Origin of the sequence: Aeromicrobium ginsengisoli (assembly GCF_004134905.2) — a bacterium.
GTDB classification, from domain to species: Bacteria; Actinomycetota; Actinomycetes; order Propionibacteriales; family Nocardioidaceae; genus Aeromicrobium; species Aeromicrobium ginsengisoli.
This window is the reverse complement of record NZ_SDPQ02000001.1, coordinates 1,063,586-1,090,148: the sequence shown is the minus strand read 5'-3', so window position 1 is coordinate 1,090,148 and position 26,563 is coordinate 1,063,586. Positions and strand designations below refer to the sequence as shown.

At 69.1% G+C, this 26,563-nt stretch carries 26 protein-coding genes, 1 other RNA gene and 1 pseudogene; 14 read left to right on the top strand and 14 right to left on the bottom strand.

What is annotated here, in order from left to right; translation table 11 throughout:
- Positions 1 to 3: 3 nt before the first annotated feature.
- The 5 genes from ESP70_RS05425 (at position 4) to ssrA (ending at position 3,704) form a co-directional block, all read left to right on the top strand.
- Positions 4 to 480: a type II toxin-antitoxin system RatA family toxin gene (locus ESP70_RS05425; RefSeq protein ID WP_149688267.1), complete on the top strand. Its 477-nt coding sequence runs from the start codon at positions 4 to 6 to the stop codon at positions 478 to 480.
- A 29-nt stretch (positions 481 to 509) separates the two neighbouring features.
- Entirely contained in the window at positions 510 to 983 is a 474-nt protein-coding gene (gene smpB / locus ESP70_RS05420) for an SsrA-binding protein SmpB (protein ID WP_056212575.1), read from the top strand.
- A gap of 2 nt (positions 984 to 985) precedes the next feature.
- Positions 986 to 1,861, top strand: a complete 876-nt coding sequence (locus ESP70_RS05415; RefSeq protein WP_342780159.1) for an amidohydrolase family protein — start codon at positions 986 to 988, stop codon at positions 1,859 to 1,861.
- Entirely contained in the window at positions 1,858 to 3,234 is a 1,377-nt protein-coding gene (locus ESP70_RS05410) for an MFS transporter (RefSeq protein WP_149688266.1), read from the top strand. Before ESP70_RS05415 ends, ESP70_RS05410 begins: the two co-directional genes overlap by 4 nt.
- Positions 3,235 to 3,335: 101 nt before the next feature.
- Positions 3,336 to 3,704, top strand: a transfer-messenger RNA (tmRNA) gene (ssrA, locus tag ESP70_RS05405).
- A 111-nt stretch (positions 3,705 to 3,815) separates the two neighbouring features.
- Here ssrA and dmpI read toward each other — a convergent pair.
- The 7 genes and pseudogenes from dmpI to ESP70_RS05365 all read right to left on the bottom strand — a co-directional run bounded on the left by dmpI (position 3,816) and on the right by ESP70_RS05365 (position 9,374).
- Positions 3,816 to 3,998 (bottom strand): 4-oxalocrotonate tautomerase DmpI, encoded by a 183-nt coding sequence (dmpI, locus tag ESP70_RS05400; protein WP_149688265.1) that lies wholly within the window; start codon positions 3,996 to 3,998, stop codon positions 3,816 to 3,818.
- An 88-nt stretch (positions 3,999 to 4,086) separates the two neighbouring features.
- The gene (locus tag ESP70_RS05395) at positions 4,087 to 4,980 is read right to left on the bottom strand and encodes a LysR family transcriptional regulator (RefSeq protein ID WP_149688264.1); all 894 of its coding nucleotides are present in this window, start codon (positions 4,978 to 4,980) and stop codon (positions 4,087 to 4,089) included.
- Between the two features lie 114 nt (positions 4,981 to 5,094).
- Positions 5,095 to 6,024 carry a glycine betaine ABC transporter substrate-binding protein gene (locus ESP70_RS20385; protein ID WP_246161817.1) on the bottom strand — a complete coding sequence of 310 codons (930 nt, stop codon included), beginning with the start codon at positions 6,022 to 6,024 and terminating at the stop codon, positions 5,095 to 5,097.
- Positions 6,025 to 6,083: 59 nt separating this feature from the next.
- Entirely contained in the window at positions 6,084 to 6,872 is a 789-nt protein-coding gene (locus ESP70_RS05380) for an ABC transporter permease (protein ID WP_246161816.1), read from the bottom strand.
- Positions 6,845 to 7,555: an ABC transporter permease gene (locus ESP70_RS05375; protein WP_246161815.1), complete on the bottom strand. Its 711-nt coding sequence runs from the start codon at positions 7,553 to 7,555 to the stop codon at positions 6,845 to 6,847. The genes ESP70_RS05380 and ESP70_RS05375 overlap by 28 nt, the downstream gene beginning before the upstream one ends.
- Before the next feature lie 380 nt (positions 7,556 to 7,935).
- Positions 7,936 to 8,658 (bottom strand): annotated as a pseudogene (locus tag ESP70_RS05370) (ABC transporter ATP-binding protein); the annotation flags it as partial.
- A complete protein-coding gene (locus ESP70_RS05365; protein ID WP_223148610.1) occupies positions 8,655 to 9,374 on the bottom strand; it encodes an IclR family transcriptional regulator in 720 nt (239 codons plus the stop codon). The gene ESP70_RS05365 and the pseudogene ESP70_RS05370, both read right to left, overlap by 4 nt.
- Before the next feature lie 211 nt (positions 9,375 to 9,585).
- Between ESP70_RS05365 and ESP70_RS05360 the strand changes: the two genes are divergently transcribed.
- On the top strand, positions 9,586 to 10,971 hold the full coding sequence (locus tag ESP70_RS05360; protein WP_149688261.1) for an aromatic amino acid ammonia-lyase: 1,386 nt from the start codon (positions 9,586 to 9,588) through the stop codon (positions 10,969 to 10,971).
- Here the strand turns inward: ESP70_RS05360 and ESP70_RS05355 are convergent.
- Both ESP70_RS05355 and ESP70_RS05350 read right to left on the bottom strand, forming a co-directional pair.
- Entirely contained in the window at positions 10,968 to 11,636 is a 669-nt protein-coding gene (locus tag ESP70_RS05355; RefSeq protein ID WP_149688260.1) for an anti-sigma factor family protein, read from the bottom strand. The two genes, ESP70_RS05360 and ESP70_RS05355, sit on opposite strands and share 4 nt — an antisense overlap.
- On the bottom strand, positions 11,633 to 12,139 hold the full coding sequence (locus ESP70_RS05350) for a sigma-70 family RNA polymerase sigma factor (protein ID WP_149688259.1): 507 nt from the start codon (positions 12,137 to 12,139) through the stop codon (positions 11,633 to 11,635). Before ESP70_RS05350 ends, ESP70_RS05355 begins: the two co-directional genes overlap by 4 nt.
- A 137-nt stretch (positions 12,140 to 12,276) precedes the next feature.
- Here ESP70_RS05350 and ESP70_RS05345 point away from each other — a divergent pair, with 137 nt between their 5' ends.
- Positions 12,277 to 12,765, top strand: coding sequence for a COG4315 family predicted lipoprotein (locus tag ESP70_RS05345; RefSeq protein WP_149688258.1), 489 nt, complete (start codon positions 12,277 to 12,279; stop codon positions 12,763 to 12,765).
- Between the two features lie 30 nt (positions 12,766 to 12,795).
- Positions 12,796 to 13,086, top strand: coding sequence for a 4a-hydroxytetrahydrobiopterin dehydratase (locus ESP70_RS05340; protein WP_149688257.1), 291 nt, complete (start codon positions 12,796 to 12,798; stop codon positions 13,084 to 13,086).
- On the opposite strand, the gene ESP70_RS05335 is transcribed toward ESP70_RS05340, so the two are convergent.
- On the bottom strand, positions 13,083 to 13,703 hold the full coding sequence (locus ESP70_RS05335) for a vitamin K epoxide reductase family protein (protein ID WP_149688256.1): 621 nt from the start codon (positions 13,701 to 13,703) through the stop codon (positions 13,083 to 13,085). The two genes, ESP70_RS05340 and ESP70_RS05335, sit on opposite strands and share 4 nt — an antisense overlap.
- A gap of 106 nt (positions 13,704 to 13,809) precedes the next feature.
- On the opposite strand from ESP70_RS05335, the gene ESP70_RS05330 reads away from it, so the two are divergent.
- Together ESP70_RS05330 and ESP70_RS05325 are read left to right on the top strand one after the other, a co-directional pair.
- Positions 13,810 to 15,291 carry a flavin-containing monooxygenase gene (locus ESP70_RS05330; protein ID WP_149688255.1) on the top strand — a complete coding sequence of 494 codons (1,482 nt, stop codon included), beginning with the start codon at positions 13,810 to 13,812 and terminating at the stop codon, positions 15,289 to 15,291.
- A 110-nt stretch (positions 15,292 to 15,401) separates the two neighbouring features.
- Positions 15,402 to 16,448, top strand: a complete 1,047-nt coding sequence (locus ESP70_RS05325; protein WP_149688254.1) for a hypothetical protein — start codon at positions 15,402 to 15,404, stop codon at positions 16,446 to 16,448.
- Here the strand turns inward: ESP70_RS05325 and ESP70_RS05320 are convergent.
- Positions 16,445 to 17,224 (bottom strand): DNA-formamidopyrimidine glycosylase family protein, encoded by a 780-nt coding sequence (locus ESP70_RS05320; RefSeq protein WP_149688253.1) that lies wholly within the window; start codon positions 17,222 to 17,224, stop codon positions 16,445 to 16,447. The two genes, ESP70_RS05325 and ESP70_RS05320, sit on opposite strands and share 4 nt — an antisense overlap.
- Complete coding sequence (locus ESP70_RS05315) at positions 17,217 to 21,764, bottom strand: ATP-dependent helicase (protein ID WP_149688252.1); 4,548 nt, start codon at positions 21,762 to 21,764, stop codon at positions 17,217 to 17,219. The genes ESP70_RS05320 and ESP70_RS05315 overlap by 8 nt, the downstream gene beginning before the upstream one ends.
- A gap of 109 nt (positions 21,765 to 21,873) precedes the next feature.
- Between ESP70_RS05315 and ESP70_RS20380 the strand changes: the two genes are divergently transcribed.
- The 3 genes from ESP70_RS20380 to ESP70_RS05300 are packed head-to-tail and all read left to right on the top strand — an operon-like array spanning position 21,874 to position 24,347.
- Complete coding sequence (locus ESP70_RS20380; protein ID WP_149688251.1) at positions 21,874 to 22,884, top strand: OmpA family protein; 1,011 nt, start codon at positions 21,874 to 21,876, stop codon at positions 22,882 to 22,884.
- Between the two features lie 3 nt (positions 22,885 to 22,887).
- Entirely contained in the window at positions 22,888 to 23,253 is a 366-nt protein-coding gene (locus ESP70_RS20030; RefSeq protein WP_188110500.1) for a hypothetical protein, read from the top strand.
- A gap of 56 nt (positions 23,254 to 23,309) precedes the next feature.
- Positions 23,310 to 24,347 (top strand): DUF3048 domain-containing protein, encoded by a 1,038-nt coding sequence (locus ESP70_RS05300; RefSeq protein ID WP_188110499.1) that lies wholly within the window; start codon positions 23,310 to 23,312, stop codon positions 24,345 to 24,347.
- A 39-nt stretch (positions 24,348 to 24,386) separates the two neighbouring features.
- On the opposite strand, the gene ESP70_RS05295 is transcribed toward ESP70_RS05300, so the two are convergent.
- The gene (locus tag ESP70_RS05295) at positions 24,387 to 25,037 is read right to left on the bottom strand and encodes a TetR/AcrR family transcriptional regulator (RefSeq protein WP_056212598.1); all 651 of its coding nucleotides are present in this window, start codon (positions 25,035 to 25,037) and stop codon (positions 24,387 to 24,389) included.
- Between the two features lie 142 nt (positions 25,038 to 25,179).
- Here ESP70_RS05295 and ESP70_RS05290 point away from each other — a divergent pair, with 142 nt between their 5' ends.
- The gene (locus ESP70_RS05290) at positions 25,180 to 25,692 is read left to right on the top strand and encodes a hypothetical protein (RefSeq protein ID WP_149688249.1); all 513 of its coding nucleotides are present in this window, start codon (positions 25,180 to 25,182) and stop codon (positions 25,690 to 25,692) included.
- Positions 25,693 to 25,763: 71 nt separating this feature from the next.
- Here the strand turns inward: ESP70_RS05290 and ESP70_RS05285 are convergent, their stop codons facing one another.
- Entirely contained in the window at positions 25,764 to 26,513 is a 750-nt protein-coding gene (locus tag ESP70_RS05285; protein WP_149688248.1) for a MerR family transcriptional regulator, read from the bottom strand.
- Positions 26,514 to 26,563 lie beyond the last annotated feature (50 nt).

The window sequence follows — 26,563 nt, the reverse complement described above, 5'->3', positions numbered from 1 at the left end:
CGCGTGCCGGTCGTCGAGTCGAGCGTGATCCTCGGAGTCGATCCCGCCACCGCGTTCGCGGTCTCGCAGACGACGGGTGAGACGCGGCTGCGGTGGGACCCGTTCATCCACGAGCAGCACCTCTTGGACGGCGCGACGATGCCGGCCAAGGGCGTACGGACCGCCACGCGACATCGCCTCAGGGTCCTGCGCATGACCAGCGAGTACGTGTCGTTCAACCCGCCGACCAACGTCGGGATGAAGATGCTCGACGGTCCGTGGTTCTTCGAGTCGTTCGCTGGCGGCTGGCGGTTCGCCCCCGAGTCGGGTGGCGGCACCCGCGCCACCTGGCGCTACAACTTCCGCTGCCGGCCACGGTGGCTGGCGCCGATCGTCGAGTGGATCGGTGCTCGCGTGCTCCGGCGGGACATCGACCGGCGAATCGCGGGTTTCGCCCGTGGGTGCGCCGATCCCGTGGTGCTGGCGGCCGTACGCGGATGATGGTCGGCCCTTCGTGAGAGCATGGTGACGTGGCTAAAGAGACCGGGCGCAAGCTCGTTGCGCAGAACAAGAAGGCGCGCCACGACTTCCACATCGAAGACACGTTTGAGGCCGGACTGGTCCTCACCGGCACCGAGGTGAAGTCGTTGCGTGCTGGTCGCGCATCCCTCGTCGACGGGTTCGGCGAGATCGAGCGCGGCGAGGCCTGGCTGCTGCACGTCCACATCCCGGAGTACACGCAGGGCACGTGGACCAACCACGAGACCCGCCGGCGCCGCAAGATGCTGCTCAACCGGCAGGAGATCGACCGGATCGAGCGGCGTACGTCCGAGAAGGGCCTGACGATCGTCCCGCTCTCGCTCTACTTCAAGGACGGCCGCGCCAAGGTCGAGATCGCACTGGCCAAGGGCAAGAAGACGTACGACAAGCGACATGCGATCGCCGAGCGTGACGCGACCCGCGAGGCAGAACGCGACCTCGGGCGCCGGCTCAAGGGCATGTAGCGGTGTCACTGCAGGACGCCGACCTGCCGGCCTGGACCGAGAAGCTCGGCATCCCCGGCATCGTCGACGTCCACACGCACTTCATGCCGCCCGCCATCCTGGCCAAGGTCTGGGCCTACTTCGACTCGGCGGGCCCGCTGCTCGGCCGCGCCTGGCCGGTGACCTACCGGGGCAGCGACGAGGAGCGGGTCGCTCAACTGCGGGCGATGGGCGTCAAGCGGTTCTCGGCGCTCTCCTACGCCCATAAGCCCGGCGTCGCCGAGTTCATGAACGAGTGGACCGGCGAGTTCGCCGCGAGCACGCCTGACGCCCTGCATTCGGCGACGTTCTATCCCGAGCCGGAGGCGGCGACGTACGTGCCGAAGCTCATCGCCGACGGGGTCGAGGTCTTCAAGGCGCACGTGCAGGTCGGCGACTTCGCGCCCAACGATCCGCTGCTCGAGCCCGTGTGGGCTGCCCTCGCGGAGAGCGGCACGCCGATCGTGCTGCACGCCGGCTCCGGCCCCGCGCCCGGAACGTTCACCGGTCCTGCTGGCGTCGCCGATGTGCTGTCGCGGCATCCGGACCTCGCCCTGATCATCGCGCACCTCGGGATGCCGGAGATCTCGGAATTCCTCGAGCTCGCCGAGACTTGTGCCAACGTGCGGCTCGACACCACGATGGCCTTCGTCGACTTCTGGGGGCTCCCGATCCCCGATGGTGTGGTGCCTCGACTGGCCGCGTTGCAGGACAAGATCCTGTTCGGCACCGACTTCCCCAACATTCCCTATGCGTACGCGCATCAGGTCGAGGTGCTCGAACGACTCGATCTCGGTGACGACTGGCTCCGCTCGGTGCTGTGGCACAACGGCGCCGAGCTGTTCGGAGTGGCGGCATGAGACTGGCGAGCGCGCAGGGCAAGTGGCTGCTGGCGGCGATGATCCTCGGGTCGGGCATGGCGTTCCTCGACGGTTCGGTCGTCGGGCTCGCGCTGCCGGCCATCACCCGCGACCTCGGCGGTGGACTGCCGGGTCAGCAGTGGACCGTCAACGCCTACACGCTCACGCTCGCGGCACTGATCCTGGTTGGCGGCTCCCTGGGTGATCGCCTCGGCCGTCGCCGGGTCTTCGTCGTGGGCGTCGTCTGGTTCGCCGCGGCATCCGTCGTGTGCGCGCTGGCGCCGACGATCGAGGTGCTCGTGGCGGCGCGTGGCCTGCAAGGTGTCGGCGCGGCGCTCCTGACGCCGGGCAGCCTGGCGATCATCTCGGCGTCATTCGTGCCCGAGGACCGCGGTCCGGCGATCGGAGTCTGGTCAGGCCTGGCCGGAGTCACCACCGCGATCGGCCCGCTGGTGGGTGGTTGGCTGGTCGACTCCGTCGGCTGGCGGTCGATCTTCTGGATCAACGTGCCGCTTGCCGCCGCCGTGGTCTACCTGTCGATCAAGCACGTGCCGGAGACGACCGGCGAGCAGAAGAAGCTCGACCTCGGGGGCGCGGCGCTGACTGCGGCCGGGCTGGCCTTCCTGACGTACGGGCTGGTCGAGAAGTCGTGGATGTGGTCGGCCGGTGGCGTGCTCGTCCTCGTCGCGTTCGTCGTGCACCAGAAGGTCACGCCTCACGCGCTGGTGCCGCTCGAGCTGTTCGCCAACAGGGTGTTCACTGCAGCCAACATCTGCACGTTCGCGATCTACGGCGCGCTCGCAGCGTCGGGCTTCCTGCTGGTGCTCCAGCTGCAGTACGTCGCGGGGTTCTCGCCGCTCGAGGCCGGGCTCTCGACGATCCCGGCGACGATCCTCATGCTGCTGTTCTCGGCCAAGTCCGGTGCGCTCGCGACCAAGATCGGTCCGCGGTGGCCCATGACGTTCGGTCCGCTCGTGGCGGCCGGTGGCCTGCTGTGGTGGCTCATGATCGACGAGCACACCAACTTCTGGATCGACGTGCTGCCGGGCTCGATCGTGTTCGGCATCGGTCTGGTGCTGTTGGTCGCGCCGCTCACCACGGCAGTGCTGGCCGCCGCGCCCGACATGCAGACCGGCATCGCGTCCGGCATCAACAACGCGGTCGCCCGCACCGCATCTCTGCTCGCGGTCGCCGCGATCCCGCCGATCGCGGGGATTGCGGGTTCGGACTTCGCCGACCCGGACGTGTTCGCGCCCGGTTTCCGCACGGGCACGCTGATCTGCGTCGGCATGCTGGTCGTGGCCGGAGCGTGCGCCGCCGCACTGATCCACGGTCCGGCGGTGAGCCCGGAAACCCTGCTGGCTGAGGACTAGCCGAGCGTCGTACGACCCGCTCGCGGAATTCCTGAGTCGGTCCGGAGGTTGTGCAGGAGTAGGATGGTGACGTTGCTCCGGCAGCGTTTGAAAACTCAAGAGGGGCTGATCGGTTTCGACTAAGGTCGTTCGATTCAGGTGAAGCGGGTAGAGGATCCAGGGTTATCTCTTAAACGATCTCTGGAAACCAACAAGTGCCGATTCAAAGCGCACTGACTTCGCCCTCGCTGCTTAAGCGATAGGTGAAGGGCTGGCCCGGGGGCGTTCCCGCTCCGGATCGCCAGTCTCATTTAGGGGACTTGCTGATCACACGGCGTCGCAGCGTGTGATCGGGACTTTTCTGCGACTGGGCCTGTCGGCGACGCGTTCGTCCGAGCGTCGGGGCCGAGAAAGGCGATAGACGAACTGCACCCGGAGAAGCCCTGACTCAGCGCCATAGGACCCGGGTTCGATTCCCGGCAGCTCCACTGACGACAGCGGGCCCTCCCCGGTTTTGGGAGGGCCCGCTGTCGTCATTCAAGTGCAGTGAATCGAGTGGGCCCCTGACACGCGGCGGCAGCTCCGTCGCCGGAGACCGGGACCTACCGGTCCGCGGTCAGCGTGCCCCCGACGCCCCAGCTGTCGGTCGGGGTGTCGAGCACCCAGACCTGGACGGTCTCGGCGGGGATGCCGTATCCGTCGACGAACGCGTCGGTGATGTCCTTGACGAGGGCGCGTTTCTGGTCGACGTCGCGGGGCCCTTGCAGGACGGTGACGATCGGCATGATGACTCCTTGAGTATCGGTTGATGTGATGCCTCCATTCCACGTCCGCGGCGATGCATCATCAACGGCGATCAGCGGATCGCAGCGATCACGACTGCTGATCGTCGGCGCGCTCACGCACCTCGGCGCACGCCGCGATGAGCCGGGTGAGCAGGCGGGATCGTGAGCCCTGCTGCAGCGCCACGCAGGTCGGCATCGTCACCTGAGGATCCACAGGCCTGAAGGCCACTCGCTCGTGGCGCAGCTGCTGCGCGTGCGGTGCGTACACCACGGTCCAGCCGCCGCCGTTGCCGATCGAGGCCAGTGTCTCCGGCAGCTTGGACGCTCGAGAGCCGAACGTCGGCTCGAAACCAGCGGCCGCGCAGGCTGACATGACGAGATCCACCAGCGGAGCGTTCGCCTTGCGCGGCACGAGCCACAGCGGCAGGGAGGCCAGGGCGGCAAGGTCGACCGACGCCTCACCGGCGGCGGGATGTGTCGTGGGCATGGCGACCAGGAGCGGATCGTCCCAGACCGGGATGACGTCGAGGCCGGCCGCCGTCTCGACCCCGCGGACGAATGCGGCGTCCAGCTGGCCCGACCTGACGCGGTCAAGGCGGGTCGTCGTCGCGTACGTGCCGAGCTCGACCGACACGTCGGGATCCGTCCGGTTCATGGTCTCGAGCAGGAGGTCGAGTCGTTGGCCCAGGCCCGTGCTGCTGCCGAGCCGGAGCGAGACCGGCTCGCCGGGCACGGCGACCGCAGCCCGAGCGCGATCGACCGAGGCAAGGATCGACCGAGCCTCAGGCACGAGCCGCTGTCCGGCCGGCGTCAGTCGCACCACCCTGGAGGTGCGTTCGAACAGCCGTTGGCCGAGCTCTCGCTCGAGGCGTGCGACCTGGCCGCTGACGGCCGGCTGACCGATGCCCAGGCTCTCGCCGGCCACCCGAAAGCTCAGCGACTCTGACACCGCGAGAAAGCACTCGATCTGCCGGATCTCCACGCATCGAGTCTGACACCCGTGTCCCGACGTCGCCTGGTCATCGCCGCTGGTTCACCACGACGACTGAGCGCCGCCCGGCCGGGAGTCCGGCGGGACGGCGCTCAGCTTGTACGCCTACTTCTTCTTCGCGAGATCCGCGATCGACTTCAGGCCGTACTTCTCGGCGGTCTCCTTCGTGACGACGATCGCGTCGCTGTCCTGGGCCTCAGCCTGGTCGAGCACGATGAGGTTCGACGGCAGCGCCTTCTGCAGGGCGTCGAACACGTCCTGCGGCTCGGTGGCCGTCGCCTTGGCGTCGAGATACTGCAGGATCGAGCCGTTGTACTCCGGCATCAGGTCGACCGAGCCGTCCTTGAGCGCCGGAACGTACTTCTCCCGGCTGCCGATGTTGAGCTTCAGCTTGATGTCAGCGCCCTGCGCCTTGAGCGCCTCGGCATAGATCTGCGCGAGCAGGACGTTCTCGGGGAAGTTCGCCGAACCGACCGTCAGCTTGACGCCCGACGCCGAAGAGCCCGTGGCGTCGAGTCCCTGGTCGGCGAGCCACGCCTTGGCCACGGCGTCGGGGTCCTGCTTCTCGCTGACGACCTTGACCATCAGCGCGCCGAGGCCGGCGGTGTCGAGCTTGGCCGAGATGGCATTCAGCGTCGTCTTCACCCCGTCGGTCGCCTTGTCCTTGTTGATGATCGGCAGGACATTCTGCGCGGCGAAGTTCGCCTTCGGGTCGGTCAGGATCACGAAACCGTTCGACTCGATGCTGGGATCGGTCGTGAAGAGGTCGGCCGCGTCGATCTGCCCCTGTTTGAGGGCGTTGACCGTGACGGGTCCGCCGGTGTCGGTGACGGTGTACTTGCCGAAGCTGACGCCGTAGTGCTCGGCAAGCCCGGGGATGCCGTCCGTGCGCGTCTTGAACTCGGCGGGGCCGCCGAAGATGAACGAGCTGGCGATCGTGCCGCCGCTCGACGAGTCGCTGCTGCTGCCGCCGCAGGCGGTGAGGGTCAGAGCCAGGGCAGCGGCTGCCGCGCCGGCGAGGATCTTGTGCTTCATGGGTCTCCTAGACGAGAGGGTGTGGATGCGGGGGTGGGTCTCGGGGTCGTGCGGGTCGGTCAGCCGGCCTCCACCTCCACCCGTGTGATGGCCCCCTCGATGGGGCCGGCGGGCGCATCGCCCTTGGTCGCGAAACGTCCGGAGATGCCGCGCGAGACCGTGACGCGCTGGAGCAGAGCCAGCAGCAGGTCGGCCGTGACCGCCAGCGCGGCGACCAGCACGCCTCCGCCGATCATCTGCGGATAGTCCTGCTGTTGCAGTCCGTCGTAGATGAAGCGCCCGAGGCCACCCAGCGGCACGAACGAGGCGATCGTCGCGGTCGCGATGACCTGAAGTGTCGCGCTCCGCAGCCCCGAGAGGATCAGGGGCAGGCTGCACGGCAGCTCGACGTCGAAGAGCACCTGACGACCGCGCATGCCCATACCCCTGGCGGCGTCCGTGACCGCGGGGTCGACGGTGTCGACGCCGGCGTACGTGTTGGACAGGATCGGCGGGATCGCGAGCAGCACCAGCACGATCTCCGTCGGGATGACGTAGCCGATGTCGGTACGCCCGTGGAAATGCGGCGCGATCATGACCGTCAACAGCACGAGCAGGCCGACCGAGGGCAGGGCGCGCAGGGCATTGGCTCCCGCGACCAGGAACGTGCCGCGCCGGGTGTGGCCGATGAACAGCCCCAGGGGCAAGGCGATCGCACTGGCGATGCCCAAGGCGATCAGCGAGAACCGAACGTGCGCGAGAAGCTGGGTCGTGATGCCGGTGTCGAGGGCGGTGTCCCGCCAGTGCGCCGGATCGGTGAGCCAGGAGAAGACCTGTCCGATCATCGCGCCGCCACCGCCCTTCGCCACGGTGTCGCGAGTCTCGTCAGGAGGAGGATGACCGAGTCGAGGACGAGCGCCAGCAGCACGCACAGCACGATGCCGAGGACGATCGGCGGGTAGTACGCGGTCGGTGTCGAGAGATCCTTGCCGATCTGGAACAGCTGCCCGAGGTTGGACAGTCCGATCGTGCCGGCGATCGCGACCATGCTCACGTTCGAGACCGTGGCCACCCGCAGGCCCGCCGCGATGACCGGCACCGCCACGGGCAGCTCGACGGTGAACAGCCGCCTGGCCCGCGTGTAGCCGATTGCCGTTGCGGCCTGGTTGACCTCGTCCGGCACGGACGCGAGACCGTCAGCGACGACCCTGACCAGCAGGGCCACCGAATAGACCGTGAGGGCGATCGGCACCTGCAGGGGGTCCAGCGAGCTCAAGCCCAGCAGTGGTGGCACCAGGACGAACAGGGCGATCGACGGGATCGTGTAGAGCAACCCGGTGATGGACATCATCGGCGGGTAGAGCCAGCCATAGCGACGCGACAGCCAGCCGAGGGGGAGGGCGATCAGCAGTCCGACGATGACCGGCACCACTGAAAGCCACGCGTGGGTCCAGAGCCAGCCGAGGTCCTCGGACCGGTGATCCATGAAATAGCCGAAGAAGTGCCACGGGGACGAGCTGGCCGAGCTCGGGGAGTCGGCGGCGGCGATCACGACGCCACCCCGCGTGACTCGATCAGCTCGACGACCTGCGTCGCGTTGATCGTGCCGGCGAACGCCCCGTCGCGGTCGACGACGACGCCGCGACCGGTCGGCGACGACAGTGCGGCGTCGAGCACTGCCCGGTACGTACCGTCGACATCGGCGACCGTCCCGCCACGACGCAGCGTCACGGGGTTGATCGCTTCGCTGCCGGGGGCTGGGCCGTCGTCCACCGCGAGCCAGCCCTGGGGACGGCGAGCGTCGTCGAGCACCAGGATCCAGCCGTCCTGCGCCGCACGCGCGGCCTGGTCGAACGACGAGGACAACGCGACGGTCGGCTCGGGCTCGAGGGGAAGGGCGCCCACGACTTCGAAGCCCAGGGCGCGGTAGCCGCGGTCGCGGCCGACGAAGTTGGCGACGAAGTCGTCGATCGGGTTGGAGAGCAGCTCGGCGGGGGTCGCCATCTGGGCGAGTCGACCGCCGACCCGCAGCACGGCGACCTGGTCACCGAGCTTGATCGCTTCGTCGATGTCGTGCGTGACGAACACGATGGTCTTGCCGAGCTCGCCCTGCAGCCGCAGGAACTCGTCCTGCAGCTGCTCGCGAACGACAGGGTCCACCGCACTGAATGGCTCGTCCATCAGCATGACCGGCGGGTCGGCCGCGAGTGCTCGGGCGACGCCCACACGCTGCTGTTGGCCGCCCGACAGCTGCACGGGATAGCGGTGGGCGAACTTCTGGTCGAGGCCGACCCGCTCGAGGAGCTCCATCGCATCGGCCCTGGCCTGCTTCTTCTTGCGGCCCAGCATGATCGGGACGCTGGCGATGTTGTCGATGATCGTCCGGTGAGGGAACAGTCCGGCGTGCTGGATGACGTACCCGATGCCACGACGCAGCTCGGCCGGCTCCACCTTCCCGATGTCCTGGTCGTCCAGGAGGATACGTCCGCCCGTGGCGTCGATCATCCGGTTGATCATGCGCAGGCTCGTGGTCTTGCCGCACCCGGACGGGCCGACGAGCACCGTGATCTGACCCGATGGGGCGACCAGGTCCAGCGCGTCGACGGCGATGGTTCCGTCCGGGTAGGTCTTCGATGCTGCTTCGAATCGAATCATGTGCCTGTCTCCTGTTCGGTCGCCGATCTGGCTGACGGGGCCGAGTCCGTGCGGGTCGGCATTCCCAGCTGTTGTGAGAGGTCTTGCGCTTCGCGGGCGACCAGCTGTCCGAAGAGATGCATCGTCTCGTCGTCGATCCGGTACGTCGGGCCGAGCAGACTGATGGCACCGGCCACCCCGCCGGGCCGGCGGATCGGCGCGGCGATGGCCGTGACGTCGGGTTCGAGCCGGTCGCGTTGAGCGACGTAGCCCTCGGCCGGCACGAGGCTGGTGAGCGCGCGGCCGACGGCGAGGCCTTCGAGGGGGATGGCCCGGCCGATCCAGCTCGTGTGTCGTACGGAGTGGGTGCCCTCGATCATGGCGACGTAGATCGCGGTGTTGCTCGGTCCGGCGATCGAGAGGTAGGCCGACTCGCCCGTCGCCGCGACGATGCGGTGCAGGGCGGGCTCTGTCAGCCGGACGAGGGTCTGGCGCCCGAGGGCGGAGGCGCCGAGCTGGATGATGCGAGGACCCGCGCCGAACCAGCCCTCCTCGTCCCGAGCCACGAAGCCCGAGCTCTCGAGCGTCCGGAGCAGGCGAAGTGCCGTGCTCGCCGGCAGCTGAGCGCGCCGGGCGCACTCGGAGAGGCTGATCGCTTCCTCGGCGCAGACCTCGGCGAGCAGTGCCAACGCGCGATCGACCGTGCGGGTCGAGCTGCTGCCGCTGGGTTCGGTCACGGTGACTCCCTGTGCCATTGAGTGGCAAGTGCTTGCCACTAGCCGGTATCTTGGCACTCTGCAAGGATGAGCGGAAGAGGTCGCGGCCAGATATCCGAAGAGTTTTCCTGGCCGAAACATGGCGCCCCCGGGGAATCGGTCGCCTGGGACCGGATGATTCGAGCTGGACGTGCCGGGCGACGGGCCGCCCAGCACAGAAGGAAGGACCGCTGTGATCGACATCGACGGAACCCGGCTGACGGTGGCCGACATCGTGGCTGCCTCCTCACGAACCGCGCGTGTCGAGGTCACGGACTCCGCACTCGCGAAGGTCGCCGCCTCGCACGCGTACGCACAGGAGGCCGCGGCTGAACGCCCGATCTACGGCTGGTCGACTGGGGTCGGCGCGAACCGCACCGTGGCCCTCACTGACCCCGACGCTCAGGCACTCGACCTGCTGCGCAGTCACGCCACCTCGGCAGCCGCGCTGCGAGACGCCGCGCGCGTACGGGCCATGCTCGTCGTCCGCCTCAACCAGCTGGCGGTGGGCACCAGCGGGATCGACCCGGCCATCGTGACAGGCCTAGCGGGAATGATCGATCGCGACGACCTTCCGGCCGTCCGCGAGCTCGGGAGCATCGGCACGGGTGACCTGTCGGCGCTTGCGGCGACCGCACTGGCTCTGCACGAGTCCGTGCCGTTCGGCCGCGGTAGCGCGCTGCCGTTCCTCAGCAGCAACGCCGCCACGATCGCGGACGCGGCGCTGGCAGTGAGCCGGCTGCAGTCGCTGGCCCGATCGACGATCGCCGTCGCCGCTCTGGTGCTCGAAGCGGTCGATGGCAATCTGGAGGCGTTCTCACCCGCCGCCGAGCAAGCCTCCCCGTTGGCGGGCACGTCCGACGTGTGCCGCACGATGCGGAGGCTCGTCCCGACCCCCGGCGAACCGGCCAGGATCCAAGACCCGTTCGGCCTGCGCGTGCTGCCGCAGGTCCATGGCGCACTGCTCGACGCGCTGGACCGACTTGAGACAGTCGTCCTCGCGATGGCCAACTCCGGGTCGGAGAACCCGACCTTCTCGCCGGACCTCGGCGTCGCCCATCACGGCGGCTTCTACGCAGCACATCTGGCCCAGGCACTCGACTCGGTGACACTGGCCACGGCTCAGACGGCACAACTCTCCTTGGCGCGGCTCGGGATGCTGCAGGAGCCTTCGCTGACAGGACTGGACGCGTTCCTGGGCGACGGCACGCCCGGCGCCTCGGGGACCATGATCGTGGAGTACGTCGCGGCGTCAGCGCTCAGCGAGCTGCGTGCGCTGGCGACCCCCGCGAGCCTGCAGACGGCCACGTTGTCCCGAGGTGTGGAGGAAGAGGCCAGCTTCGCCTCGCTGGCGGCTCGTCAGGCGCTCGACTCGGTGGCGCACTTCAGGACGATCTTGGCCGGCGAGCTCGTGGCGGCTGTCCGGTGCGCTCGACAGAAGGACCCTCGCCATGGTCGATCACGCGCCCTCGACATGTGCGGTTCCCTGCCTGACGAGACGGGCGATCGTGACCTCACGTCGGACCTCCAGATCGGCGAGTCGCTCGTCGACGAGCTCTCTGCGCTGGTGACCTTCTAGAGCTGCGTCTCGGTCAGCGGCTCGGCCGAGCCGGCGACGCGGATTTCGACGCGGGCGATGGACCCCTTCGGCACGGCGCTCGAGGTCGACAGAGACGTCGCCTTGGGGCTCGTCGCGACCCACGAAGCGGCGATCGTCTCGTGGCCGGACGTGTCGATGACGACGAGTTCATACACGCGCTTGGCGCTGTAGCCGCTGGTGGCGAGGTAGTGGCAGTTCCAGTCGAGCCGCGTGCCCCAGTCCTTCTTCTCGACGCGCAGGCTGGCCGTCATGATGCCGGGCTGCACGGCGCTCATTGCGGCGAACTGGCCGGACGGTGAGTCGTCAGCCGACCCCACGACGTACCCGGCGACACCCAGGCTCAGAGCCGCCGCGACTCCCGCGCCGGCGATCGCGAGACGTATGCGACGCCGACGGCGTACGGCCGCGGTGGCGAGCCGGGTCACGAGGCCGTCGGACTCAGGCTCCTCGATCGGCTCGAGCAGGGCGATGGCCTCGTCCTTGGTCAGGCTCGCGAGGATGCCGGGCATGCCGGCGAGCTCGGCGACAGCCGCCGAGCAGGCAGCGCAGGTGGTCAGGTGCTGCTCGTACGCCCGCCGGTCGTCGGGGCCGAGCTGGCCGAGGACGTACGCGGCATCCCAGTCGTGGAAGGGATCATCGTTCATCGCGTGACACCTCTTTCCTGCATCGCGAGTCGTAGGGCGCGGAGCGCGTAGTGCATGCGTGAGCGGACGGTGCCCTCGGGAATGCCTTCCTCGCGAGCGACGTCGGCGGCGGACCGGCCGAGGTAGTAGGCGTTGACGACCGTCTGGCGGTGCTCGGCGGACAGCGACTTGAGGGCGTCGGCCACGAGCCAGCGGTCGAGTGTCGCGTCGGTGCCGTCGCCGCGGGACGTCTCGGGCAGCCGCTCGCTCGTCACCTCGTGCAGGTGGCGGGCGCTGCGCCGGTCGTCGATGACCAGGTTGCGGGCCACGGTGAAGAGCCAGGCGCGCGACGCGGCGTCGCCTTGCTCGAGGATCGCTGGGCGCTTCCAGGCGCGGAACAGCGCCTCCTGGACGACGTCCTGCGCCATCGCCGGGTCGTACGTCAGCCGGGTGACGTAGCGCAGGAGGGCAGGCGCGTGCGCGTCGTGCAGCGCACGCATCAACTCGTCCTGGTCCTCGGGCATCGGGTCCTCCAGGCCCTACAACGAGGAGCAGGGCCGTTTCGTTCATCTTCTTCGTTCATTGAACGCCTTGGCCGTCGATCTCGTCCTCACTACAGGGGCGTACGCACGCCTCCGCGAGATCAAGGACGTTGATCGCCATGAACAGCAGGCTCATTCTCGCCGCCGCCAGCGGCTCGCTCGCCCTCTTCGGCCTCACGGCGTGTGGAGGTTCCGACTCGGCCGGCGAGGTGCCGGCGAAGGGCTCGGTCATCGGTACGTCCGACAGCCGGCTCGGCACGATCGTCGTCGACGGCAAGGGCATGACCGCGTACGTGTTCGACAACGACTCGCCGGGTTCAGACACGAGCGCCTGCACGGGGGAGTGCCTCAAGGTGTGGCCGGCGATCATCTCGTCGTCCGACCGGCCCCAGGTCGACGGGGTGACCGGCAAGGTTGGCACGATCACGGGCACCGACGGAGCCAAGCAGGTCACGCTCGACGGTCGGCCGTTGTACACGTTCCATGACGACAGTGAGCCCGGCGACACCGGAGGTCAGGGCGCGGAAGGTGGCACCTGGTGGGTCGTGTCACCCGCCGGCAAGAAGATCACCGCAGCGCCTGGCACCGGTGGCGGCGGGGGCTACTGAGCGCTGGGAGGCCGACGTATCGTCGAAGGCATGTCGACCTTCACTGACGCCCAGATCGAAGAAGCCCTCGAGTCGCTGCCCGGTTGGTCACAGGAGGGCGAGGCGATCGTCCGAACGTACGAGTTCGCTGACTTCCGCGCTGCGCTCGACTTCATGAACCGCGCTGCTGGGCCGGTCGAGGAGATGGACCACCACCCGGAGTGGACGAACGTCTACAACCGTGTCGACATCCGGCTCAGCAGCCACGATGCCGGCGGTGTGACCGGCCGCGACATTCAGCTCGCGAACGTCCTCGAGCGCGTGGCTGGGGCAGTGGCCTAGGCCCAAAGGTCGCTGCCGAACTGGAACCAGATTGCCGAGATCACGGCGACGTACCAGAGGATGTTGAGAAGCAGCGTCCACTCGGTCACGATCCGCGAGACCGGGTTGTCGGGTGCGTATGCCCGCAGGTTGCGCGCGGTGACCCAGACGAAGATCGGGATCGTGATGCTCCAGACCACCATGCAGTACGGGCACAGGCCGTGGATCTCGTAGATGCTCTGGTACTGCAGCCACGTGACGAACGCGATGCCGAAGATGACACCGAGCTGGAGACCGAGCCAGACGAACTTCGGCAACGTGACTCGGGCCAGGACGAGGACGCCGATGACCACGACGATCGCGAAGCCGGCAACACCGATGATCGGATTGGGGAAGCCGAACGCCGAGGCCTGGTCGGTGTTGATGACCTTGCCGCAGCCGACGATGGGATTGATGTCGCAGGACGTGCTGCCTGGCTTGCCATCGGCGAGGTCCTGAAGAAAATTGACCTTCTCGACGATGAGAGTCGCGGCCGAGAACAGGCCGATGGCTCCACCGATCGTCAGCAGGAGCCCGAGTCCGCGGCTCGCCAAGGTGTCATCGCCGGTGGTGTCGACGTCGTCGATCAGATCGGTCATAACGGTGATCCTAAGGTGAGAGGGCAACCGAGGTGCTGGGGACCACTGGCGTAACCGGATTATGTGAGTTAGAGTTTCGCATACCACCAGTATGTGAAAGGTCACCATGAGCGCGGACATCACCACCCCAGAGCACGTCGACGTCATCATCGTCGGAGCGGGACTCTCCGGCATCGGAGCGGCATACCGGCTCCAGGAGCAGTGCCCCGGCAAGTCCTACGCGATCCTCGACGCGCGTGAGGCCGTCGGCGGCACGTGGGACCTGTTCCGCTATCCGGGCATCCGCTCGGACTCCGACATGTACACGCTGAGCTTCCCGTTCCGCCCGTGGACCAACCGCAAGTCGATCGCCGACGGCCAGCACATCCGCGAGTACATCAGCGACGCCGCCGACGAGTTCGGCATCGCCGAGCACATCCAGTTCGGTCATCGCGTGGTCTCGGCGTCGTGGTCGTCGGAGGACGCGCGCTGGACCGTGACGTCGCAGGTCGGCGAGTCTCGGATCGTGCAGACCGCGTCGTTTCTCTACCTCTGCAGCGGCTACTACAACTACGACAAGGGCTTCCAGCCGGAGTTCCCCGGCCTCGACTCGTTCGACGGGCAGGTCGTGCACCCGCAGTTCTGGCCCGAGGACCTCGACTACGCCGGCAAGAAGGTCGTGGTGATCGGCAGCGGCGCGACGGCCGTGACCCTGATCCCGTCGATGGCCGACGATGTCGAGCACATCACGATGCTGCAGCGCTCTCCGACGTACATCACGACGTTGCCGGCCGAGGACAAGCTCGCGCAGGTCATGCGCACGGTGCTGCCGGCGAAGCTCGCGCACCGGGCGGTCCGCCGCAAGAACGCGATCGTCACGATCGGCTTCTACCAGTTCTGTCGGCGATTCCCCGCGGCGGCGACCAAGCTGCTGCTCGGCCGGGTCAAGCGTCAGCTGCCTGATGGCGCCGACATGCAGCACTTCACGCCTCGCTACAAGCCGTGGGACCAGCGCCTGTGCATCGTGCCCAACGGCGATCTCTTCCGGGCTATTCGCCGGGGCAAGGCATCGATCGTCACCGACACCATCACGTCGTTCACGCCGACAGGCATCGACCTGGACTCCGGTCAGCATCTCGACGCCGACATCGTCGTGACGGCGACGGGGCTGCAGGTCGTCGCCTTCGGGCAGCTCGAGATCGAGGTCGACGGTGAGCGCGTCGACCCGCACGAGGTCTACGTCTACAAGGGGCTGATGTTCAGTGGCGTGCCCAACCTTGCCTGGTGCGTCGGCTACACCAACGCGTCGTGGACCCTGCGCGCCGACCTGTCGTCGCAGTACGTCTGCAGGTACCTCAACCACCTCGACGCCAAGGGGTGTGCGTTCGGCATGCCCGATCCGAAGGGCGCGGCCGGCCAGGTACGGCCGATCCTCGACCTGACTTCGGGCTACGTCATGCGGGTCGCGGACATCCTGCCGCAGCAGGGCACCAGCTCGCCGTGGACGATCCGGCAGAACTGGCTGCTCGACTCGTACGACATGAAGCGGACCGACCTCGACCAGGACATGGTGTTCACCGAGAAGTCGCAGGTGTCCGTCCCGGCCTGAGCCAGGGGTGCCGCGGCAGCCTGTCTGACGACGGGCCATGATGGTTCCTGCGCGTCGGGGGATCGCACCTGCTCTGGCGTGTCGCCACGACCAGGTGCCCGGGGGAACGCATGACCGACACAGCAACGACCCAGCCGAATCAACCAGCAAGCCGCCGCAAGCTGTTCATCATCCTTGCCGCGGTCCTGCTGGCCGTGATCGCCCTGATCGTGGGGTCGTTCCTGTATGCGGGGTCGGCCGCCAACGGCAAGGTGTCGGACTACGACGACGCATACGCCGCTTGGAAGTCCAAGGACAAGCCGGTCCTGCTCGCGGCGACCGCCAAGGTGCCGAGCACGACGTTCCCGGTCGAGGGGGACGTCTACGCGGCCAAGAGCCGGCGGTCCCAGAAGCAGGGGTGCGATGCCGTGGCCGAGTCGCGCAAGGACATCGCAGCCGCGGCCGATCGTCTGCCGACGATTGACGGCGGCGGGTTGCTCGGCACGGTCAGCTCGGACTACAGCGACGCCGGCGACCACTCGGCGAAGCGGCAGAAGGCGGTGAAGGCGTACGTCAAGCGGGCCTCCGCCGCCTTGGCGCAGATCGAGCGCGACTGCCGGTTCAACATCAAGGTCAACACGACGTCCGCCGCCTTCTCGAAGGTGTACAACCAGGCCACCAAGTACCTCATCAAGCGTGGCCAGTCCGAAGGGAACGGCAGCTGCACGAGCTTCGACACCTGTGTCTCGCCGCTCGCCGCGAAGAAGAACACGTACGCGGACCTGCGGCTCAAGGCGACGCGGATGTACGAGTCGACCGGGCTGAAGCTGTGGACCTCGAGCGCGTGCACCGAGACGTCCTACAAGGCGGCGTGCCGCACGATCGGTCAGGCCTACACCGCATCGACCAAGCAGCAGCTCAAGAACTACCGGTACGTCCGGACGAGTGCTTCGGCCGTCAACAACCCCGGGATCTCGGAGGGCAACAAGAAGCTCGACAAGATCGCCGCGCAGGGGCAGAAGCGCATCAAGAAGGCTGTGCTGGCACTCGGGCCGGTCTATGCCAAGGACAAGAAGGTGCGACGCTCGCCGGGCTGGACCGAGAACTTCTTCACGGTGTCGGCACGGATCCTGCTCGACGACCTCAAGGACGAGCGGGCAGCGATCGGCAAGCTCTAGGTCTGGCAGTGCGGGCACCAGAACGTGTTGCGCTCGGTGGTCGGCCGATCACCGAGCGAGCTGCTGCGGAGCGGCGTGCCGCAGCGTCGGCAGCGCGCGCGTTCGCGTCCGTAGACCCAGCGTTCCTCGCCCTGCCGGGCGCTGCCGGTGAACGATCTCTCGATGCGGGACTTGTTGACGTCGAGCATCTTCTGACCTCGTGAGATCACCCGGCGGATGTCGGCGACCTCGCCGACCGGCCGGGTCGGCGCGAGTCCCATCAGGAACAGCAGCTCGTTGACGTACTCGTTGCCGAACCCTGCGACGTTGCGCTGGTCGAGCAGCGCCAGGTGGACCGGTCGGCTGGGATCGGCAGCGACGCGCCGGGCTGCCTCGTCGAGGTCGAAGTCAGGGCCGAGCAGGTCGGGTCCGAGGTGGCCGACGACCGACTCCTCGTCGGTGCGGGCCAGCACCTCGAGGATGCCGAGCGAGTAGCCCACTGTCTGCCACTCGTCGTTCTCCAGCACGGCGCGTGCGGTGTGGCCGGGCCGACGCCACGGACTGCCGAGCCGGTAGACGTGCCAGGCGCCTTCCATCTTGAGGTGCGAGTGGATCGAGTGCTCGGGCGTGCGGATCAGGAGGTGCTTGCCACGGCTGACCACCTCGTCGACGGATGCGCCACTGAGGTCGACCGTCGCGTAGGCGGGAACGCGGAAGTCAGTGCGCGTCAGCAGCCGGCCCGCGAGTGCCTCGTGCAGGTGGCGCGCGGTGCGCCAGACCGTGTCGCCCTCAGGCATCGAGGCGCAGGCCCTTGATCGTGCGTTCGAAACCGGCCTCGACCAGTGCTTCACCGAACGGCGTGCCCGCGACGGGTCGCCCGTCGGCGGTCTCGATCGACAGGCGGCTGATGCGCTTGGCGCGCACCGTGCCGGCGAGCGATGCGGCGGCTGCCGACAGCCGCACGGGGTCGCCGTCGAACACCAGCACCTTGCGACCGCCGCGCTCGAGGTAGGCGACGAGCCGCCCGTCATGGATCACCACGAGCGACCCGGCCTTGCGCGCCGGCCGGTGCCGGGTGCCCTCGTCGTCGCTGCTGCGTTCGGGCCAGGGCAGCGCGGCGCCGAACGGGTTGGCCGGATCGGTCGCCGCCAGCGTGAGTGCCGCCGCGTCGCTCGGCCGGTCGTCGTCGGTGACGTGGCCGCGCATGCGGTCGACGGTGGCCGGCGCGGCGAACTGGGCCGCGCCGAGGGTCTCGATGTAGTAGCCGCGAAGCACCGCTCCGGTCTGCTCGAGCTCGCGCAGCACCCGGTAGACCCCGGCAAACCCGCCCGGCGTCTGCTCGGCCATGACGGAGCCACGGGTCACCACGCCATAGCGTCCGACCAATGACTCGGTGCGGGCCAGCTGGAGACTCGTGGCGTCGGTGGACGTCTCAGCCAGCGTGAACCACCGGCCGCTGACGGTCGGCGGTCCCTGCAGCGCGACCCGCGGAGACCGAGCGCGCCGGCCGTGGATGCGGGCCCGGGGAGTCGGCCGTGTGGTGCGGTGCGCGCCGCCACGACCCGCGAGCGTACGCACGGGGGCGAACGTGTCGTTGCTGACCCGGCCGGACCACACGAGGTCCCACAGCGCGTCGGCCAGCGCTCCATGATCGTCGGTGCCGACCGCGTCGGCGAGCTGGCGGAACAGGAACGCGCCACCACCGTCGAGCGCCTCGGCGATCGTGGCCTGCAGGGAGTCGGCCTCGGGCGGGGTCGTGCCGGCAGCGCGGAGCACGAGATCGGCCGGGTGCAGCTGGACCCAGCCGTCGTTGCCCGGGAGGGTGCCCGCGCCCGACCACATGACCTCGCCGGCCGTCGTGAGCTCGTCGAGCATCGCGGGGGAGTAGTCACGTACGCGTGCCGGCAGCACCAACGACTCCCACGCGGAGGCCGGCAGTGCCAGCCCCGCCAGCTGGTCGATCGCGGTCAGGACGCCGTCGGGCCCCCGGAGATTGCCGCCCACACCCTGCCAGGACGGCAGGAACCGGGCGTAGGTCACCGGGTCGACCGGCTCGACCTGGTGGCGCGCGGCGGCGAGCGAGCGTGAGCGGAGTCGGCGCAGCACGCCCGGCTCGACCCACTCGGTGCCGGTGGCCTGCGGCCGGAACTCGCCCTCGGTCAGCCGGCCGTCGCGCGAGAGCCGGCGCAGGACCTGGAGCGCCACCGCGCTGCCGAGCCCGAAGCGGGCGGCGGCCTCGTCGGTCGTGAACGGACCATGCGTGCGGGCGAAGCGTGAGATGAGATCGGTCAGCGGATCGGCGGTGACCTCGAGGAACGCGTCGGGCACGCCCATCGGCACGACGACCCCCAGCGCGTCACGCAGGCGGCCGGCGTCCTCGACCACGGCCCAGCGCACCTCGCCGGCCATCGCCACCTCGATGACCCGCCGCGCCTCGTGCAGCGCGCCGAGCCAGGTGGCGGCATGGGTCGCCACGTCGGGCTGGAGCCGTGTGGTCACCTCTGCGGTGGTGAGCGGGCCGAGCATGCGGAGCAGGTCGGCGACGCCTTCGACATCCTTGGCCCGCCGGTCCTCGGTCAGGCGTTGCAGCTCGAGCTCGGTCTGCTCGATCACGGCGGGATCGAGCAGCTCACGCAGCTCGGCGCGGCCCAGCAGCTCGGCGAGGAGCGTCGGGTCGAGCGTCAGCGCCGACGCCCGGCGCTCGGCCAAGGGGGTGTCGCCTTCGTAGAGGAAGGCCGCGACGTAGCCGAACAGCAGGTTCTGGGCGAACGGCGACGCCCGCTCGGTCGTGACCTCGGCGATCTGGACCTCGCGTGACGCGAGACGCTTGGTCAGCGCCATCAGCGCCGGGAGGTCGTAGACGTCCTGGAGGCACTCGCGGGCGGTCTCGAGCAGGATCGGGAACGTCGGGTGGTTGCGGGCCACGTCGAGCAGCTGGGCCGACCGCTGGCGCTGCTGCCACAGTGGCGCCCGCGACCCGGGATTGCGGCGGGGCAGGAGCAGGGCGCGCGCGGCGCACTCGCGGAACCGCGAGGCGAACAGCGCCGACCCGCCGACCTCCTCGGTGACGATCTTGTCGAGGTCGTCGGTGTCGAACACGAACAGATCGGCTCCCGGTGGCTCGACCTCGGTGTCGGGGATGCGCGCGACGATGCCGTCGTCACTCGCCACCACAGATCCGTCCATCCCGTAGCGCTCGACGATGCGGGCGCCGATCGCCAGTGCCCACGGTGCGTGGACGCGCCGCCCGAACGGGGAGTGCAGGACGACGCGCCAGTCGCCCAGCTCGTCGCGGAACCGCTCGACCACGAGGGTGCGGTCGGACGGGACCTGACCCGTGGCTTCCTTCTGGTCGCGGAGGTAGGCCGCGAGGTTGTCGGATGCCTGACGTCCGAGGCCCAGGGCCGACGTGCGGTCCGCCAGCTTGGCCGGGGAGAGGCTCGACGCCTCGCGCACGAAGCCGCCGATCGCCTCGCCGAGCTCGTAGGGCCGGCCGACGGCGTCGCCCTTCCAGAACGGCAGCCGCGCGGGCTGGCCGAACGCCGGCGTGACGATGACCCGGTCGTGGGTGATCTCCTGGATGCGCCAGCTCGTGGCGCCGAGCGCGAACACGTCGTTGATGCGCGACTCGTAGACCATCTCCTCGTCGAGCTCGCCGACCTTGCGGCTGGCGCCGGAGTCGTCGGTGCCGGCAGCGAGGTTGACCGAGAACATGCCACGATCGGGGATCGTGCCACCGCTGGTCACGGCGAGGCGCTGGGCGCCGGGCCGGCCGGTCAGCGTGCCGGCATCGCGGTCCCACACGAGCCGCGGCCGCAGCTCGGCGAACTCGTCGGAGGGGTAGCGGCCGGCCAGCAGGTCGAGCGTCGCGTCATAGGCCGATCGCGGGAGCGTCGCGAACGGCGCACTGCGGCGTACGGTGTCGAACCACTCCTCGACGTCGATCGGCTCGAGCGCCGTCACGGCGACGGTCTGCTGGGCGAGGATGTCGAGCGGGTTGGCGGGTATGTCGAGCCGCTCGATCAGGCCCTGCTGCATGCGCGAGGTGGTGACGGCGGCGCCCAGCAGGTCTTGTCTGGAGGTAGGGAACGTCACGCCTTGGGACACCTCGCCGACCTGGTGCCCAGCGCGTCCGACTCGTTGCAGCCCGCTGGCGACCGATGGCGGTGACGACACCTGGATGACGAGGTCGACCGCGCCCATGTCGATGCCGAGCTCGAGGCTCGACGTCGCCACGACGCAGCGCAGTCGGCCGGACTTGAGCTCGTCCTCGATCAGTGCGCGCTGCTCCTTGCTGACCGATCCGTGGTGCGCCCGGGCCAGGACCGCCTCGGCGCCGGAGGTCTGCGCGCTGCCGCCCATGAGCTGGGCCGGAGGTCGCCCCGTGCCGGCGCTGACGGGCTCGGCATCGGTGTGTGAGGAGTATGCCTCGTTGAGCCGGGCGGTCAGGCGTTCGGCGACGCCGCGGGAGTTGACGAAGATGATCGTCGAGCGGTGCTCGAGGACGCGTTGCATGATGGCTTCCTCGACGTGCGGCCAGATGCTGCCGCGCGGCTGCTCGTCGTCGAGGGCCCGGGCCGCGCTGCCCTCGTCTCGCGGCGGGGCCGGGATGCTTGTCATGTCGTCGACCGGCACCTGGACCTCGAGGGCCAGGCGCGCCGGGGACTCCGGGGCGACGACCGTGACCCGGGCGGCTCCGCCGAGGAACCGCGCGACCTCGTCGTGCGGGCGTACGGTCGCGCTGAGGCCGATGCGGCGCGCCGGCTGCTCGAGCAGCGCGTCGAGTCGTTCGAGCGACAGGGCCAGGTGCGCGCCTCGCTTGGTGCCTGCCACGGCGTGGATCTCGTCGACGATGACGGTCTCGACCGTGCGGAGCGTCTCGCGGGCAGCGGAGGTCAGCATCAGGAACAGCGACTCGGGTGTCGTGATCAAGACGTCGGGCGGGTGCGTCACGAGCGCCCGGCGATCGCGCTGAGGGGTGTCGCCGGAGCGTACGCCGACCGTGACCTCGCGGAACTCGTCGCCGCGCCGGGCCGCCGCCTGCGTGATGCCGACGAGGGGGGAGCGGAGGTTGCGCTCGACGTCGACCGCGAGCGCCTTGAGCGGCGAGATGTAGAGGACGCGGGTGCCTGAGGACTCGCCGGCGTGCATGAGCCGGTCGATCGAGGACAGGAACGCCGCGAGGGTCTTGCCGGACCCGGTCGGGGCGACCACCAGGACGTGCTCGTGGCCGGCGACCGCGTCCCAGGCGCCGAGCTGGGCAGGCGTCGGCGCATCGAAGGACTCGTCGAACCACTGCCGGGTGGCAGGGGCGAAACGATCGAGCGTGCCGGTCATCGTCCCATCGTCGCAGCCACCACCGACATGCGCCCGGGAGTGCCCTGACCAGTGGTGCGGGGCCGATAGTCTGGGCACCGGTCCGTACGTCCAGGCAAGGGGAGCGGGAGTGTCGGAGAAGCGGCTCAAGAGCATCGCCGCACTCGTGGGGGTCGCGCTCCTGACAGCGGTCACGCTCGGCGCGCTGCTCGGCTCGCGGGCCGCGGCCGGCGACCTGCAGACCGAGGCCGAGCGCGCGCTCGCGTCGGCGCACCTCGACGGCGTCACGGTCACGTTCCACGGCCGGGAGGCCGAGCTCAGCGGCAGCGACGCCGACCAGCTCGGCAAGGCTCGGCGCATCGTCGAGGGCATCGACGGGGTTCGTTGGGCCGATGTCGTCCAGACCGGCAACCCCACGCCGGAGCCGCCCGCCACGACCCCGACGCTCAACCTCCGGCGCACCGGCAACGGCATCACGATCGAGGGCACGGTGCCGGACGCCGATGCGGCCGCGGGCATCAAGGCGCGGGTCGCCGAGGACTTCGCGGTCCCGGTGACCGGCGACCTCATGATCAACCCGGTCGTGGGTGGCGCGGCCTGGATCGCGCAGCTGCCTGACGTCTTCGGCGACATCGTGGGGGTCAAGGATCTCGGACTGGCGATCGACGGGACCGGCACCCTGGAGCTGTCCGGGTCGATCGAGAGTCGCGCCGGGGCCGATGACGTACTCCGTCTCGTCGCTCATGCCGCACCCGGGCTCGACGTCGTGGACCACGTGGTCGTACGCCCGGGCACCCTGTCCGAGGCGGATGCGGCCGTCCTCAACTCGGCAACGCTCTACTTCGCGTCGGGCAGCTCCAACCTGGGTGTCTCCGGCAGGCGGGTGCTCGACTCGGTCGCCGAGGTCCTCAACCGCAATCCCGGCGTCGAGGTCCAGGCGGGCGCCCATGCGGGGCCACACGACCCTGCCGCCGGAGAGGTCGTCGGGCTGGCACGCGTCGCCGCGGTCAAGGCCTACCTCGTTCGAGCCGGCGTGGATCCGCAGCGGCTCAGCACGCGGACGTTCGCGTCCGACAGTCGTACGGTCAGCGCGTCTGCCCAGCAGTTCCGCCGCGTCGACTTCGTCGTGACGAGCGCCTGAGACGTGTCGGCATACACGATCGGCGAGATCGTCGGGTGGTTGCTGCTCGCCGCGGCGCTCGGCTTCGCCCTCGGCTGGATCGCGCGTGAGCTGCTGCTCCGACAGGGTCAGGCGACGCGTACGCCGGACGTACCGCGAGCGGAGCAACCCGAGCCGGTCGTGCCCGCGACGCCGCAGAAGCAGACTCCGGCCACGAAGAAGGCACCCGCCAAGAAGTCCGCCGCCAGGAAGAGCCCGGCGAAGAAGGCCGCTGCCAAGAAGACTCCTGCCAAGAAGGCTCCGGCGAAGAAGACGGCAGCCAAGAAGGCCCCCGCCAAGAGGCCCGCCGCCAAGAAGGCCTCGCCGCCGCCTGAGGCCGACGACACCTGACCGACAGGGCCGTGGCGGTACGCCGGGTGCCCCCGCCCATGAGGCATGCTGGCGGCATGAAGTTGCGCCTGCTCGTCGCGGTCACTGCGGCGGCCCTCACCCTGACCGCCTGCTCGTCGTCGTCGGACGGCAAGAAGGAGCCGACGACGCCTGACGCCTCCAAGGGCACCGCCGAGAAGCTCGTCGAGATCTCGCCGCTGACGGGTCGCCCGATGCCCCACGGCCGTCCGTCCAACCCGGTCTTCGTCGTCAAGATCGAGAACACCGAGGGTGGTGCTCCGCAGTACGGCCTCAACAAGGCCGATCTCGTCATGGAGGAGCTGGTCGAGGGCGGTCTCACCCGGCTCGCGGCGTTCTACTACTCCAATCTCCCGTCCAAGATCGGGCACGTACGCTCGCTGCGCGACACCGACATCGGCATCGCCTCCCCGGTCGGCGGCCAGGTCGTGGCATCGGGTGGCGCCGCCGGCACCTACCGGCGCGTCGAGCGGGCCGGGGTCAAGGTCTTCTCCGAGGACGGCGGCGCGCCGGGCTTCAGCAGCGACCCGTTGAAGGTGCGTCCCTACAACCGCCTGATCAACCTCAAGACCGTGGCCAAGAAGGCCAAGGCCACGCGGATCCTCGGCCCCTACCTGCCCTGGACGCCCCGGAAGTCCACGGTGAAGACGCCCGCCGCCACCGGCACGACACCGGCTCCGCCGCGGCACAAGACGACCCGCGCCGCGACCGTACGCTTCTCCAACTCGACGTCGACCCGCTGGAAGCTCGCGGGCGGCACGTGGCAGCGCACCAACGGGCATGCCGCGGCGGGGCAGGACTTCAAGGCCAACACGATGATCGTGATGTTCTGCCGGGTCGGCGACGCCGGCTACACGGATCCGGCTGGCAACCCGGTGCCGGAGACCAAATTCGAGGGCTCGGGTCGGGCGCTGGTGTTCCACGGCAGCACCGTGACCGAGGTCGAGTGGCACAAGCCGAGCCTTGACGAGGCGATCACGTTCCAGACCAAGGCCGGTCAGGCGTACACGATCGATCCCGGCAAGGTGTTCTTCGAGCTCGTGCCCAAGGGCGACGGCAAGGTCACCCTCGGCTGACCTTTCGACAGGCTCAAGGAGCGGCGGGGCGGCTCGCGGTCAGTCGATCGAGGGCAGCAGACGCAGGCCGGCGAGGATCGTGCCGATGGCCGCCTGCACGTGCTCGCTCGCTGCCTCGGGGTCCTCGGCGTCGGCGACGAACTCCGACGCCGACCTGATGGCTCCGTAGAACACCGCGCCGAACGCTTCGTTGAGCTCGCCGCCGCCACCCAGGTCGGCCAACAGGTCGTCGACCGTGCGCTGCACGATGCCGAACGACGAGGCACGCTCGGCCTCGGCCCAACGTTCGTGGCCCAGAGCGACGGGACCCTCCTGCATGCAGATGCGGCGGAACTGCGGCTCGCGGCAGACCTCGAGGAACTTCTCGAGGCCGATCTGAGCCCGCTCCCACGGGTCCTTGGAGGCGTTGATCGCCTTCTCGACGTCGTTGGCGGTGGCTTCCTGCACCCGGAAGAACACGCTCTCGAACAGGGCGAGCTTGCTGGGGAAGTGGTGATAGAGCGCGCCCTTGGTGACCCGCGCGGCGGCCACGACCTCGTCGAGCGAGGTCCCGGCGTAGCCGTGATCGGTGAACAGCGTGGTGGCGCTCTCCAAGAGGGCCCGCTTGGTGCTGGACGAATAGTCCTGGCGCCGCGTGGTCTTGCGCGCGGTACGCAGGACGCTCTTCGTCACGCGTGCGTGGTTGGGCATACCGACCAGTCTAGGGCCCGGCAGCCCTCGTGGGGCGAATCACATACCGGGGGTTTGTCTTTGGTGCGAGTCTCGAACATACTGAGGGTACGTACCGAGAGTATGGAACTCTCGATTCGACGGGAACAGAAAGGAGCACACCATGACCTGGGATGCTTACAACCGTCGCAAGGAAACACTTCGTGACCTGCTCGCGATCGCCGATCGGCGCCGCGACCTGACACTCACCGAACTGCTCGACACGGTCGACGAGGGCCGCAACGCCTTCGCGAACGAGACCGAGCTCCTCTTCGATCTCCAGATGGCCTGGTTCCAGCGCCTCAGTGGACAGCTGGACCGCCTCGTCAGCGAGAGCGTCGAGACCCCCGAGCTGATGGCCGTCACCGCATGGGTCAACGCTGCGGCAGAGATGCCCGGCGCCCGCGTCCTGCTCGACGCCCATCTCCACGAACCTGCGCTCGCCAAGGCATTCGCCAAGGAGCAGTCGTTCCTGGCCGCCTCGGCCGGCGTGCCGATGGATCACCCGGACCTCACGGGTCACGGTCGCCGCATCATGGACTCCGCCCGTGAGTCCGTGGTCGACGAGATCGAAACCATGGACGAGGAGCCCCGCATGGGACTCGTCGCCAAGCTGCGCAGCGTCATCGCCGCGTAGACCTCTCCGATCCAGGACCAACCCCGTTCGGCGCTGCCCTCCCTCAGGGCGCCGGGCGGGGTCGTGTCTTTTCAGGAGCGCTTCGACGCCAGCCCGGTGATCTGCTCGCCGACCTCGACCTCGATCGCGTCACGGAACTCCGTGCGGAAGATCCCGAGCGTCACCTGGCTCGCGATCGGCAGCAGGCTCTCGACGATGCTGAGGACCTTGGGCCACTCGTCCTCGGGCAGGCCCGCGTCGATGAACGGCTGGACCAGCTCCTTGACGACCTCTCGTACGAACGCATCGGCGATCGTCCGCAGGTGCGACTGCAGCAGTGGGAACAGCGCGATGACGGTCTCCGGGGCGAGCCCGAGCTTGACCGCCGCGGCTCCCGAACGTACGACGGCCGGTTCGATCAATCGGACCTGGTCGGTGCCGATCTTCTCCACGAGCCCGAGGCCGACGAGCGATTCGATCAGGGTGTCGTCGCGGTGCACTCCGGCGAGCGCCGCCAGGTCGTCGCGCGACATCGTCTCGGGCTCGGCGGTGTCGGGCTGGTCGAGGATCGCGATGAGGTCGAGGGTGTGCCCGGCGGCGTGGGGTGCGTTGAGGATCGCCTTCTCGATCGCCGCGAGCGTGAAGCCGCGTTCGATCAGCTGGCGGATGAGCTGCAGCCGCTGCAGGTGCTCGCGGTTGTAGTAGCCCGTACGTCCTTCGAGTCGCGGCGCGTCGATCAGGCCGCGGCCGGCGTACGCACGGACGTTGCGAACCGTCATCTGGGCCCGCGCGGCGAGCTCGTCGACGGTGTACTCCTCGCCGTCCGTCGCATCCTCTGGCATGCAGGAATCATAGGGGGCGCCAGATTGCGCGCGGAGCGTGGTGGCAGGGG

Coding starts and splice junctions, on each gene's coding strand:
- ESP70_RS05410 (WP_149688266.1), top strand. CDS start 1,858: ATGAGACTGGCGAGCGCGCAGGGCAAGTGGCTGCTGGCGGCGATGATC.
- dmpI (WP_149688265.1), bottom strand. CDS start 3,998: ATGCCGATCGTCACCGTCCTGCAAGGGCCCCGCGACGTCGACCAGAAA.
- ESP70_RS20385 (WP_246161817.1), bottom strand. CDS start 6,024: ATGAAGCACAAGATCCTCGCCGGCGCGGCAGCCGCTGCCCTGGCTCTG.
- ESP70_RS05355 (WP_149688260.1), bottom strand. CDS start 11,636: ATGAACGATGATCCCTTCCACGACTGGGATGCCGCGTACGTCCTCGGC.
- ESP70_RS05350 (WP_149688259.1), bottom strand. CDS start 12,139: ATGCCCGAGGACCAGGACGAGTTGATGCGTGCGCTGCACGACGCGCAC.
- ESP70_RS05345 (WP_149688258.1), top strand. CDS start 12,277: ATGAACAGCAGGCTCATTCTCGCCGCCGCCAGCGGCTCGCTCGCCCTC.
- ESP70_RS05340 (WP_149688257.1), top strand. CDS start 12,796: ATGTCGACCTTCACTGACGCCCAGATCGAAGAAGCCCTCGAGTCGCTG.
- ESP70_RS05335 (WP_149688256.1), bottom strand. CDS start 13,703: ATGACCGATCTGATCGACGACGTCGACACCACCGGCGATGACACCTTG.
- ESP70_RS05330 (WP_149688255.1), top strand. CDS start 13,810: ATGAGCGCGGACATCACCACCCCAGAGCACGTCGACGTCATCATCGTC.
- ESP70_RS05325 (WP_149688254.1), top strand. CDS start 15,402: ATGACCGACACAGCAACGACCCAGCCGAATCAACCAGCAAGCCGCCGC.
- ESP70_RS05320 (WP_149688253.1), bottom strand. CDS start 17,224: ATGCCTGAGGGCGACACGGTCTGGCGCACCGCGCGCCACCTGCACGAG.
- ESP70_RS05315 (WP_149688252.1), bottom strand. CDS start 21,764: ATGACCGGCACGCTCGATCGTTTCGCCCCTGCCACCCGGCAGTGGTTC.
- ESP70_RS05300 (WP_188110499.1), top strand. CDS start 23,310: ATGAAGTTGCGCCTGCTCGTCGCGGTCACTGCGGCGGCCCTCACCCTG.
- ESP70_RS05295 (WP_056212598.1), bottom strand. CDS start 25,037: ATGCCCAACCACGCACGCGTGACGAAGAGCGTCCTGCGTACCGCGCGC.
- ESP70_RS05290 (WP_149688249.1), top strand. CDS start 25,180: ATGACCTGGGATGCTTACAACCGTCGCAAGGAAACACTTCGTGACCTG.
- ESP70_RS05285 (WP_149688248.1), bottom strand. CDS start 26,513: ATGCCAGAGGATGCGACGGACGGCGAGGAGTACACCGTCGACGAGCTC.